Raw genomic sequence first — 12497 nt, forward strand, 5'->3', positions numbered from 1 at the left:
AAGGGTGAACAAATCTCTGCCATTGCTGACATATAAGAATGAAACTGGATATTTATTACGGTGCTGTTTTAAAATCCTGCTGGGATTTCGTTATTATCCTGGTGAATAACTTTATCGACCGGATAACAGTTGCCTGGAATTTTCTGTTCGGTTGCTGCTGCCATACATTCCTGCATTGTTCTGTGAACACTGACTGCAATATCAACTGGCTCTCCGGAAACAAGAAAAACCGTCAGAATAAGTGCAAATACTGGATTCATTGTGCACATCCTTTTGGCATCAGACGTAAACGGGCCAGCATTGAAACAATGCATACTTTATTTAATAACTCCCGTTCGTGTTTTCTTTTGTTAATGGCATCTTCAGTAAATACAGGATTACTGATAGTGACACCAATTTCAAAACAACCTTCAGACGTATTAACGTTTGGTAATAACGTTTTCATTATCGCGCCCTCAACAATGAGTTTTGTGATGCGGTGCCTGGTGCCTCCAGGTGACGTTAACCAGTTAACAATTAACGCCGGATACAGAGAATCCACCCATAACACTGTTTTTGGTTTTAACTGTTCCGCGTGCGCTTAGCCGCATTCACCGCATCACAAAATTCACTTTAAAAAGGGCGGCAGAGCAGTCACGGAGTAAAACTGATACCGCCAAACGCCACCAGAAAATTGATAACAGAGGGCGTTGCAGCGGGGTTGTCACTTAAGCGTATGGTCAACCTGACAACCCGGTGTTCTCAACGGGGAAGGAATAACCCCGCCATACTTACCGCCGCGCCATTTCGCGGAGTGCCACAACCGGAAGCGCACGGTCGACGAAAATTTAACGACAGGCTATCTATAAACCAGCTACCTCGCCGTACGCTTTCGCGTTGTGTGCCTGCTTTTAACCACGTCAGGCGAGGTGGTTCCTGTTATTCCCCAACAACAAGAAATTTGTATAATCCGGATATCCCCAACAACGAGAAGAGTACTCAACGTGATAGCAGAACTGTCAGCGGCTATGGCTGCGATAAAGGAGACAGCTGGTCTCGCTAAGGTTATTAATGACGCAAAAACGGATGCAGAAGTTAAAGCCGCAACTATTGAACTTCAGAACAAACTAATCACGCTTCAGGCGGAATGCTTCTCTCTTTGCGATGCGATCCGCTTTCGTGATGAAGAGATAATGCATCTCAAAGCAAAAATTGCAGAGACAGAAGATTTTCAGCGACAGGCGGAAGGTTACAAGCTTAACAAGCTTGATTCTGGAACCCTTGTATATTCCAAGAAGCAATTTATAGGCGATACTGAGATAACTGTGCCTCTTTGCCCACAATGTTTTGGAAAAAAGGTAATATCTGTACTTCAGCCAATGGAAATAATGCGCTTTGATGCTCATTTTCGTACTTTTTGCCCCGCTTGCAATAATAAGTTCTGGATGAACTCAAGATAATTAACCGTTTAAATAAGTTGGGACTATCCAGATTTTTAAAGAACGTACCGGATGCTCACCCGTGTCCGGCGCACGCACTCCACCTGACCCGTGGAGAACTCCTTAATTACCAACCTTAGCTTCGTTGGTTAGCTATTAACGCGGGTATGTAATCATTCTGGCAATGCTTAATGCCGCTGCTTTTTCCAGCTTGGTGATATCCTGCTCCAGAGCGGACAGATTTTCAGCCTGCTTAGCCCTGGCTTCATTGGCCCATTTCAGATCCTGCGCTGCATTAATTTTCTGGCGCATCCACTCATAAAGTTCATCATCGGTATAGTCTGGCGCGATGATGACGGGGTCTCGTTTCTGCATACTGATTCCTCGCGGTGCTGCTTCGCTTATCAGCCGTTAGATTTTGCCGAGCTGGAAAGCGCCTGTTTAAACTCACTGAAGCTGAGAGCTTCTTCGCCTTCGGCAAGGCCTTCGAAGTATTCTTCGTAAGCCTTTTCCATGATTGTGTCGAAATCCATATCACTCACCTGAGTTTCTTTCCAGCCAGCGACGGGCACCATTTTCGGTTTTAAACGTTTTGCTTTTGGTATACGTCATCGCGGTGAACGTACCGTCCTGGTTGGGGAACACGCCACATACCAGAGATTCGCTGTTGCCAAGATCGATAGTATCCATGCTGACCTCATTTCCCCTTAACGCCGGGGTAGCGGAACAAAAACCTGCTGCATAGTTATTAAAGTTGAACCCTGCCGTCATGTTCTTACGCCTCGGGCTGGCTACTTAACCCCTGACCACTGCCTGGTAACTCGAAGTATTGCCCTGCATTCTGTGGGGCGGGGTGGGTTGGTATGAAAAGAAGGATACCCATAGGTATTTAAAAAGTAAATACCCATGGGTAAATTTTTGCGGTGTCTTAACTGGTGACTAGTTGTTTGGTGAGCTATGATGCGTTTTGTGCTTTCTTTTTACGGATTTCTTCGTAGATCATATTGTAATACTGTTTTTTCTCTTCAAGAGTTTTTAATAATTTATCCGCTTCACTTTCTGGCAGTTCGTCTAAGAGATCTAAAAAAATACGTTGTCGTGGCGTTAGAACCCTTGTTTCATAACTGGAGGCTGTGTTCGTTGATGATGAAACGATACCATCCATCCATCCCCGGGGTAACCCAAAGGACTCTTCGATAATCTCCACCATATCATCAGCGATCCGTTTTTTTCCCTTTTTCCCCTCTGGGTACAACATTCTTGATACATAAGAAGGCTCGCGCCCGATCTTTCTGGCCACGTTAACCGCTTTACCATCGCATTTCTCATCACGAATTTTGATGAGTTGCTGTCGTCTAAATTCATATTTGTCCATAGGTAAATAATAGATGCGATTACCGCAAGGTAAACAACCTGTGGGTATTGACTTTTGTTTACCTGTGGGTATTCTTTGCTGTGTTTACTAAGGAGTAGCTATGGAAGAATTAAGAATATTTCTCAATTCTCTTTCGTCAGATGAACAGCGTATGTTTGCATGCGAGTGTGGTACCAGCATCGGTTATCTAAGAAAGGCATTGAGTAAAGGTCAAGTGTTAGGGGCATCGTTATGTGTCCTTATTGAGCGAGCCAGTAATGGTGAAGTTACACGTCAGCAACTAAGGCCTTTTGATTGGATGAATATTTGGCCCGAGCTGGAAGATACCAAAACGTTAACACAACCACTTTCTAGGAGCTTGATTCATGAAAATCAAGCATGAACACATCCGCATGGCGATGAATGCCTGGGCGTATCCGGACGGTGAAAAAGTTCCAGCAGCTGGAATAACCCAGGCTTATTTCGAACTGGGAATGACGTTCCCGGAACTGTACGACGACAGCCATCCGGAAGCCCTGGCTCGCAATACCCAGAAAATTTTCCGCTGGGTAGAGAAAGACACCCCTGATGCAGTTGAAAAAATTCAGACGTTGTTACCAGCGATCGAAAAGGCAATGCCACCTTTGCTGGTGGCCAGAATGCGCAGCCACAGTTCAGCTTATTTTCGGGAGCTGGTGGAGACGCGGGAGCGACTGGTGAGAGACGCTGATGATTTTGTCGCAGTGGCAATCGCCGGTTTCAATCAGATGAACCGTGGTGGCCCGGCAGGAAATGCTGTGGCAGTACATTGACTGACAATAGCCATATCGAATCACTTCCGGCAACTCGTGAGTAAAAAGATTCGGTATCAGAAGAGGTGAGTATGGCTAACGCTTGGCTCAGATTATGGCATGACATGCCAAATGACCCTAAGTGGCGAACAATTGCCAGGGTGTCAGGGCAGCCAATTGCAACAGTGATGGCAGTGTATATCCACCTCCTGGTGAGCGCGTCACGAAATGTCACGCGAGGTCACATTGATGTCACGACAGAAGATTTGGCAAGTGCGCTCGACGTGACAGAAGAGGTAATTGATTCAATTTTGCAGACGATGCAGGGGCGGGTACTTGATGGTGATTTAATCACTGGATGGGAAAAACGCCAGGTACTGAAAGAGGACAATGGCAACGTTTCACAAACCGCGAAATCCCCGGCAGAGCGCAAGAGAGCGCAGCGCGAGAGGGAAAAATTACGAAAACAGAATGAGGGGTGTCACGACGAGTCACGCATATGTCACGACATGTCACGACGAGTCACGACAGATAAAGATACAGATAAAGAATTAAACCCCACACATAACGCGCGCGTGCGCGAGAGAGCTCCGACCAGTGAGTCGAACGGTACGCCATCGCAGACAACGGAGCCCGAATATCTGGACGGCATGAGCGAACCCATCGGGAAATTTCCGATGACCGATGGCTGGCATCCGTCGCCGGATTTCCGACGACGGGCTGCTCTGTGGGGAGTGGCTCTGCCTGAGCCGGAATTTACACCAGCTGAATTTGCAGCCTTCCGGGACTACTGGGCAGCGGAGGGGAAAGTGTTCACGCAGATTCAGTGGGAGCAGAAATTCGCCCGTCACGTAAATCACGTCAGGGCGCAGGTTAAACCAGTCAGCAAGGGGGCAAACCATGCAGCAGCACCAGGTGGCACCGCATCACGGGCAGTTCAGGAAATTCGGGCAGCACGTGAGCAGTGGGAACATGAAAACGGATTTATCAGCGACGGAAACGGCCTGGAAGCTGTGGGAACTCATGGGGGAGGTTTATTCGAACCGCTGGACCCGGAAGAACGGGGCCGCACCTTCGAAGCTCTGGATTGCACAGATTGGCGCGATGACTGAGCAGCAAATCCGGCAGGTCTGCCGCCAGTGCATGGACCGCTGCCGGGCGGGTGAAACATGGCCTCCGGACCTGGCTGAGTTTGTGGCGCTGATTTCGGAGAGCGGGGCAAATCCATTTGGTCTGACGGTGGATGTTGTGATGGAGGAGTACCGCTGCTGGCGCAACGAGTCCTGGCGATACGACGGGAGCGATAAATATCCGTGGTCTCAGCCTGTGCTGTATCACATTTGCCTCGAGATGCGTTCAAAGGGGATTGAGCGCCAGATGACCGAAGGGGAGTTAAAACGGCTTGCAGAACGGCAACTGACGAAATGGGCAAAGCATGTTGGTAACGGCCTGAGCATTCCGCCAGTCCGGCGACAGCTGGCGGCACCAAAACGCCCGTCGGGACCAACGCCAATTGAGTTGCTGAAACAGGAGTATGAACGCCGGAAAGCGGCTGGTTTTGTTTGAGTTGAGAAGTGATTTTTACCGGGAGGAAATTTTAATGGAGACTGTTTTTGACGCACTGAAAGCAATGGGGAAAGCCACGTCGGCAGAACTGGCTGCGCGACTTGATATCAGTCGTGAAGAAGTGCTGAACGAGCTGTGGGAACTGAAAAGAAATGGCGTCGTTGATAAAACGGGTCACACCTGGTTTCTGGCTGGTGAAGGTGAATCCGGGGTAACCGAAGAGCAGCCAGCACAATCTGAAGTACCGGATGTGCTGACCGGGGCGGTCGAACGAAAAGTTACCGCTGACATGATGATTGAGTTTATTGGTCAGGAGGGAGCTAAAACGTGTGAGGAACTGGCGGGTAAGTTCGGTGTCAGCACTCGCAAGGTTGCTTCCACGCTGGCGGTGGTAACCGCAACGGGACGCCTGGCACGCGTAAATCAGAACGGTAAATTTCGCTACTGCATGCCGGGAGATAATTTACCAGCAGAGCTGAAAGCCGCATCGGTAGCGGAAACCGATGGTAAAGCCTTTCCTCAGCCAGCCGGTGTTGCGTTACCGGTACAGGAAGCTGCAACACAGGAAGATATTAAAACAGAAACTGTGGCGGACATGGTGCAGTCGTTACCATCGCTCACCGAAACGCAAGGGGATGACCTGATTTTACCATCGCTGCATATAGCAAACCGCGAACTGCGTCGGGCGAAAAATCATGTCCAGAAGTGGGAGCGTGTCTGCGCCGCGCTGCGGGAGCTGAACAAGTACCGGGATATTATACGGCAGATGAATTGTTCCAGAGAGGATGTGAAGTGAGATGGCGTGGCTGGGTGCGGGCTGAAATCCTTATTCTTCGGCAGTGCGCGGGAACAATGAAGGTAAAAAGCATCGGCAGTCTGATTGGCCGTAGTGAGGCGGCGGTCAGGACGAAAGCCCGGGAGATGGGAATAAGTCTGATTCTGCGTGGTGATTTTCACCAGTCAGCAAAATATCCGCAGAGTGATATTGAGCTGACGCGACAATTGCATCAGCGTGGCGTGTCCAGGAGAGAAATCGCCAGAAAATTTGGAATGCCGCTGCGCACAGTGAATAACTACGTTTATTTCGACAGGAGGGTGTCTGCGTGAAAATCCTGTATCAGGATTACGGCCCGGTGGGACAGGTGGTTATCAGCAGTACTGTAATGGAGTTCCGGAAGCATAACCGTGTGGTGGATGCAGTACTGTTAGCCTGTCCGGGGATATCGGCGAGCCGTGCAGGTGTGTTTTTTATGAAGACGAAGTTATATGGCAGTACAGCGTGGATAAAGAAGGCGTACCGGGTAGCGTTGCAGGAGGTAAGCAGTGAGTGAATCGGCAACCATTCTTGATATGTCCTGTGGTAGTCGTATGTTCTGGTTCGATAAGAATGACGACCGGGCGATATTTAGCGATATCAGAAAAGAAGAGCACACATTATGTGATGGACGACGCCTGATAATTAGCCCTGACCTGATAGCAGATTTTCGTGCATTACCATTTGCAGACGCATCGTTTCCGGTTGTTGTATTCGACCCTCCGCATCTTGAGCGTGTTGGTGATAACGCCTGGATGGGAAAGAAATATGGACGGCTGAATAAAGATACCTGGCGTGATGATTTGCAGCAGGGATTTAAAGAAGCCTTTCGTGTGTTGTGGCCACACGGTGTTCTGATTTTTAAATGGAATGAAACGCAAATACCTGTCCGCCAGATATTGGCACTAACCGACGCGAAACCAATCATCAGCCAGCGCACCGGTAAGAACGATAAAACACATTGGATTATTTTTGTGAAGGAAGCGACCAGTGGGTAAATCAAAATGCCAGGTTTATGGCAACAAGATAGAACCGTGTACGGCACTGGCAAACTCCCTTGAGCATGATGCTGAATACACGACGCGAAAAGGTCTGCTGATATACAAAATCTGGAATGAGAGTTTAACTCGCGGCCCTGATTTGGTGATGTTGCGATCCGGTGAATTTTCTAAATCACCAGTTCGGGTTTCATTTTGCCCGTTCTGCGGTGAAAGTCTGAAAACGTGGGAGAACAGAAATGAATGAAATTAGAGAAATACCAGTAGAACGTGATGAATATGGCTGCTGGATACATCCAGAATATGAAAAATTCTGTGACGGTCGGGAATATATTTCAACGGAAGAGTTTAACGCCTGGATGAAGGCAAATAATCTTCAGTGGACTATTTGCAGCATGGATGAAGATTATTTAAATCCGGTTGCAGATGACCCCGATATTTCCGCCTGGGAACCGGAACGACCAGAGGGCGAAGGCTGGTTTATTGGCTCCATTCATGATACTGAAGATGGTCCGGTTTGTGTCTGGTTGCGAAACAAGGTGATGGCATAGATGAGAATAGAAAAAGCGAAAGCACAGCTCAGGATAATGCTTGCTGGTCCGGCTGCGAGTTATATGACACATTCACCAGCCATAAAGAAGGTTCTTGATGAACTGGAAGATAAAGACAAACGCATTGTAGAATTGACAGACGCGCTTATGCAAATGATTAATGCGTATAAAATCACAATTCGTTCTGGTTACGAACGCATTACTGAATGTGGTGGTGACTGCGATTCACCAGAAAAGATGATTTCAGAAAATTCAGATATCAGAATGGCAGAGGCTGTTCTGAAAGCGGAATCCAAATCTGAATAATTAAATTCAGCATTGTAAATAAAGATTAATCCTTTACTGGAGGGAACCCTGCACCCTCAATCATCAGGAGGCCGCCCGAAAGGGCGGTAATAAAAATGGCAGAATTAACCAAAGAGCAATTAATCGAAGAAGCCAAATTAAAAATAGCGATTGCGAAATGCCACCCAAATTCAGGGATGGCACAGGTAGAGGGCGAGTTATTCAAAATTGCACTGGCATCGCTGGAAGCAGAACCAATAGGTACTTTCCACATTGTAGAACAGCAAGTTGACGGAACAAGTTACTATATCAAGGATGGGGAATGGCCTATTGATACTGGGATTATTGAAGTCTACGCCGCCTCACCGATGACGGTAGTGCTGAACGATGTATCTGGACCTCTTGCTCTTGCTTACAAAGAGCTTACACCCGCGATTATGCGCAACCATATCGCTGTATTCGAACGATACGGAATAACCCCAAACGATTGCATCACTACAATTCATGCGCTTCGAATTGCGCTGGATGGCATAGAGCGGAGCGACGCCATGCTTCACGGACGTCAGCCATGCCATCAAATTACCGCCTCAATGGCAAAAGCTATTGCGCTTAAACTTGGTGCCGAACTGAATAACGAAGAAGCAGAGATTTTCGCGGATGGATATAACGCCGCCGTGCTTCATGGCGGAAAATTTCGGGGAAATACGAATTCGTCAACCAACAATTTTCGGGAAATCTCGGAAACGTCAACCAGCTCTCCGGTAACTCCGGATGGTTGGATAAGCTGTAGTGAGCGAATGCCGGAAAAGAATCAGAACGTGCTTATTTCGGTGAATTTCGATAGTGATCTGGTTGAGCCGCTAATATGCTCAGCACGCTATACCGGAAGCACCTTTCGGCGAGGAGAAACAACGATTAAGCCGGGTAATGGTATTGAGCAGGCAACTCACTGGATGCCTCTACCAGAACCGCCGCAGGAGGTGAATCGATGACCTGGCCTGAAGCATTCACAACGGTAGGAATTGCGATGGCGGTGGCGCTGGTGGTGTATTCGATTTGCCGCTGGGGATAAATCGCCGAAAAAAGATCCCGACACAAACATGAGCCGGGATCTTTGATTTATATAGCCTACGAATCCGCCAGTAAGAGAGGGGGCGGATGGTTTATTCTAACACCGGAATGATGTGGGTAAAAGTTTATAAGAAATCGGTTTCATAACTTTGCCCACCATGATAGATACCGACAATAAAGACTTTTCTGTCATCAACGGCAAAAGCAATAATCGTTCTGTGGCGGAAATGAGTTACCCGCATCCCCTGGCGAATATCATCGCGTTTATTGCCCCGATGCGGGAATGTAGAAAACCCATCAAGATAATCAAGAAGCGCATTGGCATAATTGTCAGCAATGACGTTCCCTGTTTTCTCCGTTATATATCTGTGCAGGTTGATTATTTGTTGTTCGGCCTCAGGAGTAATGATGACTTCATATGTCATGCAGATTACTTCCCGGATCGAATCGTGGCGCGAACCTGTGAAATGGAGCGTCCGTTGTTTGGATTTTCGCGGATAGAATCAAGAGAGGGGGCGGCTGAATGCGTTAACCACGCTTCGATTGCTTTATCGCGCTCATTCAGTGCGCGAAGTCCTTCACGAATGACCTCGCTTTCTGAAGCATAGGCACCGGAAGCCACACGGGCGCGCACCATGTCAGCCATTTCGTTAGTTAATGTAATGCTGAATTGTTGGGTTGTACGCATGGTAAACCTCACGGAGTAGGATAGAACACTATTCGATGATAGCACGTTGCCTGTTGACGACAACAGAAATCAGAGACAATATTGCCGCACGCCAGCCTGAACAACTGGCACCTGCTGCGCCAGCAGAGAAAACAGATGGCGCACAAGACCAAATTACACAATTCTGATACCGTTCGTGCCAGCAGGCACGGGCGGCGTTCTCATGCATTCAAATATGACTGGTATCAGCACGATCCCTGCACTGAAGAACAGGCCGAATGGCTGATTCAGAACTACCGCAGACGTGGGTATGAGTTTAGGAAAGCCCTCACCCTCGATTATCGTCTCTGGATAATCTACGTCAGACTCCCTTATTCCGAACGCCCACCACGTCCGTCCCGCACATTACAGCAACGGATCTGGAGGTAACGTGCGGGTATTGCTTCGACCTGTTCCGGTACCGGAACTTGGACTGGTGGTGCTAAAGCCGGGCCGTGAATCCATGCGGGTATTTCATAATCCTCGAGTGCTGGTGGAGCCGGAACCGAAAAGCATGCGCGGTCTGCCGTCCGGAGTTGTTCCTGCCGTTCGCCAGCCGCTGGCGGAAGATAAATCATTACTGCCATTTTTCAGCAACGAACGGGTGATTCGCGCTGCAGGCGGTGCTGGTGCACTGTCTGACTGGCTCCTGCGTCATGTTAAATCCTGCCAGTGGCCTCATGGTGATTACCATCACAGTGAAACCGTCATACATCGTTACGGTACCGGCGCGATGGTGTTGTGCTGGCACTGCGACAACCAGCTGCGTGACCAGACCTCCGAATCACTGGAGCAACTTGCTCATCAAAACCTGTCAGCATGGATGATTGACGTCATACGCCATGCAATGAATGGCACACAGGAGCGGGAATTATCGCTGGCTGAATTATCCTGGTGGTCGGTCTGCAATCAGGTGGCGGACGCGCTTCCGGAGGCAGTATTACGTCGTTCTCTGGGGTTGCGTGCGGAAAAAATTCGCTCTGTGTACCGTGAAAGAGACATCATACCGGGAGAGCAGACCGCCAACAGCATACTGAAGCAGCGCACAAAAAATCTTGCGCCGCTGCCTCACGCCCACCAGCAACAGAACCCACCACAGGAAAAGACGGTGGTCAGCATTGCCGTTGATCCGGAGTCTCCTGAATCATTCATGAAGCGACCTAAACATCGCCGTTGGGTTAACGAGAAATACACGCGTTGGGTAAAGACACAGCCGTGTACGTGTTGTGGTAAACCAGCAGACGATCCCCATCACCTGATTGGTCATGGTCAGGGCGGAATGGGAACAAAATCCCACGATATTTTCACGCTACCGCTGTGCCGGGAACATCACAATGAACTTCATGCGGATCCGCTGGCGTTCGAAGAAAAGCATGGTTCCCAGGTTGATTTAATTTTTCGTTTTCTTGATCACGCCTTTGCAACCGGCGTGCTCGGGTAAAAGAGGTTACTGATGCGTATAGAATTTGTTTTGCCTTACCCGCCGACGGTGAACACCTACTGGCGACGCCGTGGCAGCACGTATTTTATATCGGAAGCCGGTAAGCGTTATCGCCGTGATGTGGCACTTATTGTTCGCCAGCAGCGGCTGAAATTAAATCTGTCCGGAAGGCTGGCGATAAAGGTTATCGCAGAGCCGCAGGATAAGCGCCGTCGTGACCTGGACAATATCCTGAAGGCACCACTGGATGCACTGACACATGCGGGGTTGCTCATAGACGACGAGCAGTTTGATGAAATCAATATTGTGCGCGGTCAGCCTGTACCTGGTGGGCGGCTGGGGATAAAAATTACTGAACTGGAGTGCGCATGAATAACCAGTATTTACAGTTTGTTCGTGAGCAGCTCATTATCGCCACCGCTGATTTGAGTGGGGCAACAAAAGGTCAGCTTGAAGCCTGGCAGGAGAATGCCATGTTTGATACAGGGCGTTACAGGCGTAAAAAAATCCGGTACCGCGATGAAGTGACTGGAAAAATGATCACGCGGGATAATCCACCAATCCCGGGGAAACAATCGCTGGCAAAGGGGACGTCAATTCCTCTGGTAAGTCAGGTTGAGTTTTCGACATCATCATGGCGACGGGCAGTTCTGTCTCTTGAAGAACACCATAAAGCCTGGTTGCTGTGGTGTTACAGCGGCAGCATTTGCTGGGAACACCAGATTGCGATAACCCAGTGGGCGTGGAATGAACTTAACACGCAATCTGGTACCAGAAAAATTGCGGAGAAAACACGGGAACGCCTGAAAAAATTAATCTGGCTGGCGGCGCAGGATGTCAGGGGATGGGTAACCGGGCATGAGAACTACCAGCGACAGGAACTTGCCAGGCTGTGTGGAATTAAACCTGACAACTGGAGCCATAATTATGCGAACTACTGGCGTAAGATGTGCGATATTTTTAAGAATCTCGATACGGAATCCTTGATTTGTACAGTGAAAATGAGAACACAACAAAAAGCGATCTTTTCGCGACGAGATGTTGCAAAAATCAATTAAATCGCGTACATTTCGTGTAAATTTGATATTTTGCCGATTTTGTACGCGATGGCAAAGTAAGCAAGGCCCGCCGCTGAGCGGGTTTTTTATGCCTGAAAAACGGTACAGAACATTAAACGCGCTGGTGGTTGCGAATACTGGTCTTTCAGCTTGCTGGCTGTTTCGACAAGAGTTATTGGTATGTCACGTTAACCAGAAAAGGGAAAAAGACATGCTAAAACAGCAGGATATGACCGAAACCGCCAGAGTGGTGTTTAATGAATTGAGCGTTACCGAACCGGCGACCGTCGGGGAAATTGCGCAGAATAATTACCTTTCACGCGAACATTGCCAGTTAATACTGACCCAGCTTGTTATGGCGGGTCTGGCAGATTATCAGTTCGGTTGTTACAGACGCCTTCCGCAGTGAAGGCTGTTTTATTTGTGGTAATGGGCGGCTGGTGG

At 48.6% G+C, this 12497-nt stretch carries 25 protein-coding genes and 1 pseudogene; 18 read left to right on the plus strand and 8 right to left on the minus strand.

Annotated features, from left to right (window positions below; all coding sequences use genetic code 11):
• Positions 1 to 68: 68 nt before the first annotated feature.
• Positions 69 to 260, minus strand: coding sequence for a DUF1482 family protein (locus QUF14_RS06825; RefSeq protein WP_001070255.1), 192 nt, complete (start codon positions 258 to 260; stop codon positions 69 to 71).
• Positions 257 to 445 carry a cell division inhibition protein DicB gene (gene dicB / locus QUF14_RS06830; protein WP_000854558.1) on the minus strand — a complete coding sequence of 63 codons (189 nt, stop codon included), beginning with the start codon at positions 443 to 445 and terminating at the stop codon, positions 257 to 259. The genes QUF14_RS06825 and dicB overlap by 4 nt, the downstream gene beginning before the upstream one ends.
• A 538-nt stretch (positions 446 to 983) precedes the next feature.
• Between dicB and QUF14_RS06835 the strand changes: the two genes are divergently transcribed.
• Positions 984 to 1439: a hypothetical protein gene (locus tag QUF14_RS06835; protein WP_286333488.1), complete on the plus strand. Its 456-nt coding sequence runs from the start codon at positions 984 to 986 to the stop codon at positions 1437 to 1439.
• A gap of 135 nt (positions 1440 to 1574) precedes the next feature.
• Here QUF14_RS06835 and ydfC read toward each other — a convergent pair whose 3' ends face one another.
• The 4 genes from ydfC to QUF14_RS06855 form a co-directional block, all read right to left on the minus strand.
• A complete protein-coding gene (gene ydfC, locus QUF14_RS06840) occupies positions 1575 to 1793 on the minus strand; it encodes a protein YdfC (RefSeq protein ID WP_001171906.1) in 219 nt (72 codons plus the stop codon).
• A gap of 29 nt (positions 1794 to 1822) precedes the next feature.
• On the minus strand, positions 1823 to 1951 hold the full coding sequence (gene ydfB, locus QUF14_RS06845; protein ID WP_000344964.1) for a protein YdfB: 129 nt from the start codon (positions 1949 to 1951) through the stop codon (positions 1823 to 1825).
• Position 1952: 1 nt separating this feature from the next.
• On the minus strand, positions 1953 to 2108 hold the full coding sequence (locus QUF14_RS06850; RefSeq protein WP_000379589.1) for a DUF1391 family protein: 156 nt from the start codon (positions 2106 to 2108) through the stop codon (positions 1953 to 1955).
• Between the two features lie 265 nt (positions 2109 to 2373).
• Positions 2374 to 2793, minus strand: a complete 420-nt coding sequence (locus QUF14_RS06855) for a hypothetical protein (RefSeq protein ID WP_000362153.1) — start codon at positions 2791 to 2793, stop codon at positions 2374 to 2376.
• A 100-nt stretch (positions 2794 to 2893) separates the two neighbouring features.
• Between QUF14_RS06855 and QUF14_RS06860 the strand changes: the two genes are divergently transcribed.
• The 12 genes and pseudogenes from QUF14_RS06860 to QUF14_RS06915 form a co-directional block, all read left to right on the plus strand.
• Positions 2894 to 3175 (plus strand): transcriptional regulator, encoded by a 282-nt coding sequence (locus QUF14_RS06860; protein WP_000391950.1) that lies wholly within the window; start codon positions 2894 to 2896, stop codon positions 3173 to 3175.
• Complete coding sequence (locus tag QUF14_RS06865) at positions 3159 to 3584, plus strand: toxin YdaT family protein (protein WP_047662379.1); 426 nt, start codon at positions 3159 to 3161, stop codon at positions 3582 to 3584. Before QUF14_RS06860 ends, QUF14_RS06865 begins: the two co-directional genes overlap by 17 nt.
• A 71-nt stretch (positions 3585 to 3655) precedes the next feature.
• Complete coding sequence (locus tag QUF14_RS06870) at positions 3656 to 4675, plus strand: pyocin large subunit (RefSeq protein WP_047662378.1); 1020 nt, start codon at positions 3656 to 3658, stop codon at positions 4673 to 4675.
• The gene (locus tag QUF14_RS06875) at positions 4668 to 5129 is read left to right on the plus strand and encodes a replication protein P (protein WP_236923123.1); all 462 of its coding nucleotides are present in this window, start codon (positions 4668 to 4670) and stop codon (positions 5127 to 5129) included. The genes QUF14_RS06870 and QUF14_RS06875 overlap by 8 nt, the downstream gene beginning before the upstream one ends.
• A 34-nt stretch (positions 5130 to 5163) precedes the next feature.
• Entirely contained in the window at positions 5164 to 5925 is a 762-nt protein-coding gene (locus QUF14_RS06880; protein ID WP_047662376.1) for a DUF1627 domain-containing protein, read from the plus strand.
• Positions 5926 to 5981: 56 nt separating this feature from the next.
• On the plus strand, positions 5982 to 6236 hold the full coding sequence (locus QUF14_RS06885; protein ID WP_077630125.1) for a DNA-binding protein: 255 nt from the start codon (positions 5982 to 5984) through the stop codon (positions 6234 to 6236).
• Positions 6233 to 6460, plus strand: a complete 228-nt coding sequence (locus QUF14_RS06890) for a hypothetical protein (protein ID WP_042966816.1) — start codon at positions 6233 to 6235, stop codon at positions 6458 to 6460. The genes QUF14_RS06885 and QUF14_RS06890 overlap by 4 nt, the downstream gene beginning before the upstream one ends.
• Positions 6453 to 6941, plus strand: coding sequence for a class I SAM-dependent methyltransferase (locus QUF14_RS06895; RefSeq protein WP_136800793.1), 489 nt, complete (start codon positions 6453 to 6455; stop codon positions 6939 to 6941). The genes QUF14_RS06890 and QUF14_RS06895 overlap by 8 nt, the downstream gene beginning before the upstream one ends.
• Positions 6934 to 7188, plus strand: a complete 255-nt coding sequence (locus QUF14_RS06900) for a hypothetical protein (protein ID WP_042966814.1) — start codon at positions 6934 to 6936, stop codon at positions 7186 to 7188. The genes QUF14_RS06895 and QUF14_RS06900 overlap by 8 nt, the downstream gene beginning before the upstream one ends.
• A complete protein-coding gene (locus QUF14_RS06905) occupies positions 7181 to 7492 on the plus strand; it encodes a hypothetical protein (RefSeq protein WP_040091023.1) in 312 nt (103 codons plus the stop codon). Before QUF14_RS06900 ends, QUF14_RS06905 begins: the two co-directional genes overlap by 8 nt.
• Positions 7493 to 7798, plus strand: coding sequence for a hypothetical protein (locus QUF14_RS06910; protein WP_001217588.1), 306 nt, complete (start codon positions 7493 to 7495; stop codon positions 7796 to 7798).
• 731 nt (positions 7799 to 8529) lie between these two features.
• A pseudogene (locus tag QUF14_RS06915) lies at positions 8530 to 8769 on the plus strand (DUF551 domain-containing protein); the annotation flags it as partial.
• A 204-nt stretch (positions 8770 to 8973) separates the two neighbouring features.
• Here QUF14_RS06915 and QUF14_RS06920 read toward each other — a convergent pair.
• The gene (locus QUF14_RS06920) at positions 8974 to 9273 is read right to left on the minus strand and encodes a type II toxin-antitoxin system RelE/ParE family toxin (RefSeq protein WP_105268785.1); all 300 of its coding nucleotides are present in this window, start codon (positions 9271 to 9273) and stop codon (positions 8974 to 8976) included.
• 5 nt (positions 9274 to 9278) lie between these two features.
• Positions 9279 to 9536 (minus strand): type II toxin-antitoxin system ParD family antitoxin, encoded by a 258-nt coding sequence (locus tag QUF14_RS06925; RefSeq protein ID WP_105268784.1) that lies wholly within the window; start codon positions 9534 to 9536, stop codon positions 9279 to 9281.
• Between the two features lie 135 nt (positions 9537 to 9671).
• Between QUF14_RS06925 and QUF14_RS06930 the strand changes: the two genes are divergently transcribed.
• The 5 genes from QUF14_RS06930 (at position 9672) to QUF14_RS06950 (ending at position 12462) form a co-directional block, all read left to right on the plus strand.
• Complete coding sequence (locus QUF14_RS06930; RefSeq protein WP_105268783.1) at positions 9672 to 9944, plus strand: hypothetical protein; 273 nt, start codon at positions 9672 to 9674, stop codon at positions 9942 to 9944.
• Position 9945: 1 nt separating this feature from the next.
• Positions 9946 to 10995, plus strand: coding sequence for a DUF968 domain-containing protein (locus QUF14_RS06935; protein WP_286333489.1), 1050 nt, complete (start codon positions 9946 to 9948; stop codon positions 10993 to 10995).
• A 12-nt stretch (positions 10996 to 11007) separates the two neighbouring features.
• On the plus strand, positions 11008 to 11367 hold the full coding sequence (locus QUF14_RS06940) for a RusA family crossover junction endodeoxyribonuclease (protein WP_286333490.1): 360 nt from the start codon (positions 11008 to 11010) through the stop codon (positions 11365 to 11367).
• A complete protein-coding gene (locus tag QUF14_RS06945) occupies positions 11364 to 12053 on the plus strand; it encodes a bacteriophage antitermination protein Q (protein ID WP_286333491.1) in 690 nt (229 codons plus the stop codon). Before QUF14_RS06940 ends, QUF14_RS06945 begins: the two co-directional genes overlap by 4 nt.
• A gap of 211 nt (positions 12054 to 12264) precedes the next feature.
• A complete protein-coding gene (locus QUF14_RS06950) occupies positions 12265 to 12462 on the plus strand; it encodes a TrmB family transcriptional regulator (RefSeq protein WP_286333492.1) in 198 nt (65 codons plus the stop codon).
• Positions 12463 to 12497 lie beyond the last annotated feature (35 nt).

The organism is Escherichia sp. HH091_1A (assembly GCF_030295175.1).
Lineage (GTDB): Bacteria > Pseudomonadota > Gammaproteobacteria > Enterobacterales > Enterobacteriaceae > Escherichia > Escherichia coli_F.

Coding starts and splice junctions, on each gene's coding strand:
- QUF14_RS06825 (WP_001070255.1), bottom strand. CDS start 260: ATGAATCCAGTATTTGCACTTATTCTGACGGTTTTTCTTGTTTCCGGA.
- dicB (WP_000854558.1), bottom strand. CDS start 445: ATGAAAACGTTATTACCAAACGTTAATACGTCTGAAGGTTGTTTTGAA.
- ydfC (WP_001171906.1), bottom strand. CDS start 1,793: ATGCAGAAACGAGACCCCGTCATCATCGCGCCAGACTATACCGATGAT.
- ydfB (WP_000344964.1), bottom strand. CDS start 1,951: ATGGATTTCGACACAATCATGGAAAAGGCTTACGAAGAATACTTCGAA.
- QUF14_RS06850 (WP_000379589.1), bottom strand. CDS start 2,108: ATGGATACTATCGATCTTGGCAACAGCGAATCTCTGGTATGTGGCGTG.
- QUF14_RS06855 (WP_000362153.1), bottom strand. CDS start 2,793: ATGGACAAATATGAATTTAGACGACAGCAACTCATCAAAATTCGTGAT.
- QUF14_RS06860 (WP_000391950.1), top strand. CDS start 2,894: ATGGAAGAATTAAGAATATTTCTCAATTCTCTTTCGTCAGATGAACAG.
- QUF14_RS06865 (WP_047662379.1), top strand. CDS start 3,159: ATGAAAATCAAGCATGAACACATCCGCATGGCGATGAATGCCTGGGCG.
- QUF14_RS06870 (WP_047662378.1), top strand. CDS start 3,656: ATGGCTAACGCTTGGCTCAGATTATGGCATGACATGCCAAATGACCCT.
- QUF14_RS06875 (WP_236923123.1), top strand. CDS start 4,668: ATGACTGAGCAGCAAATCCGGCAGGTCTGCCGCCAGTGCATGGACCGC.
- QUF14_RS06880 (WP_047662376.1), top strand. CDS start 5,164: ATGGAGACTGTTTTTGACGCACTGAAAGCAATGGGGAAAGCCACGTCG.
- QUF14_RS06885 (WP_077630125.1), top strand. CDS start 5,982: ATGAAGGTAAAAAGCATCGGCAGTCTGATTGGCCGTAGTGAGGCGGCG.
- QUF14_RS06905 (WP_040091023.1), top strand. CDS start 7,181: ATGAATGAAATTAGAGAAATACCAGTAGAACGTGATGAATATGGCTGC.
- QUF14_RS06910 (WP_001217588.1), top strand. CDS start 7,493: ATGAGAATAGAAAAAGCGAAAGCACAGCTCAGGATAATGCTTGCTGGT.
- QUF14_RS06920 (WP_105268785.1), bottom strand. CDS start 9,273: ATGACATATGAAGTCATCATTACTCCTGAGGCCGAACAACAAATAATC.
- QUF14_RS06925 (WP_105268784.1), bottom strand. CDS start 9,536: ATGCGTACAACCCAACAATTCAGCATTACATTAACTAACGAAATGGCT.
- QUF14_RS06930 (WP_105268783.1), top strand. CDS start 9,672: ATGGCGCACAAGACCAAATTACACAATTCTGATACCGTTCGTGCCAGC.
- QUF14_RS06940 (WP_286333490.1), top strand. CDS start 11,008: ATGCGTATAGAATTTGTTTTGCCTTACCCGCCGACGGTGAACACCTAC.
- QUF14_RS06945 (WP_286333491.1), top strand. CDS start 11,364: ATGAATAACCAGTATTTACAGTTTGTTCGTGAGCAGCTCATTATCGCC.
- QUF14_RS06950 (WP_286333492.1), top strand. CDS start 12,265: ATGCTAAAACAGCAGGATATGACCGAAACCGCCAGAGTGGTGTTTAAT.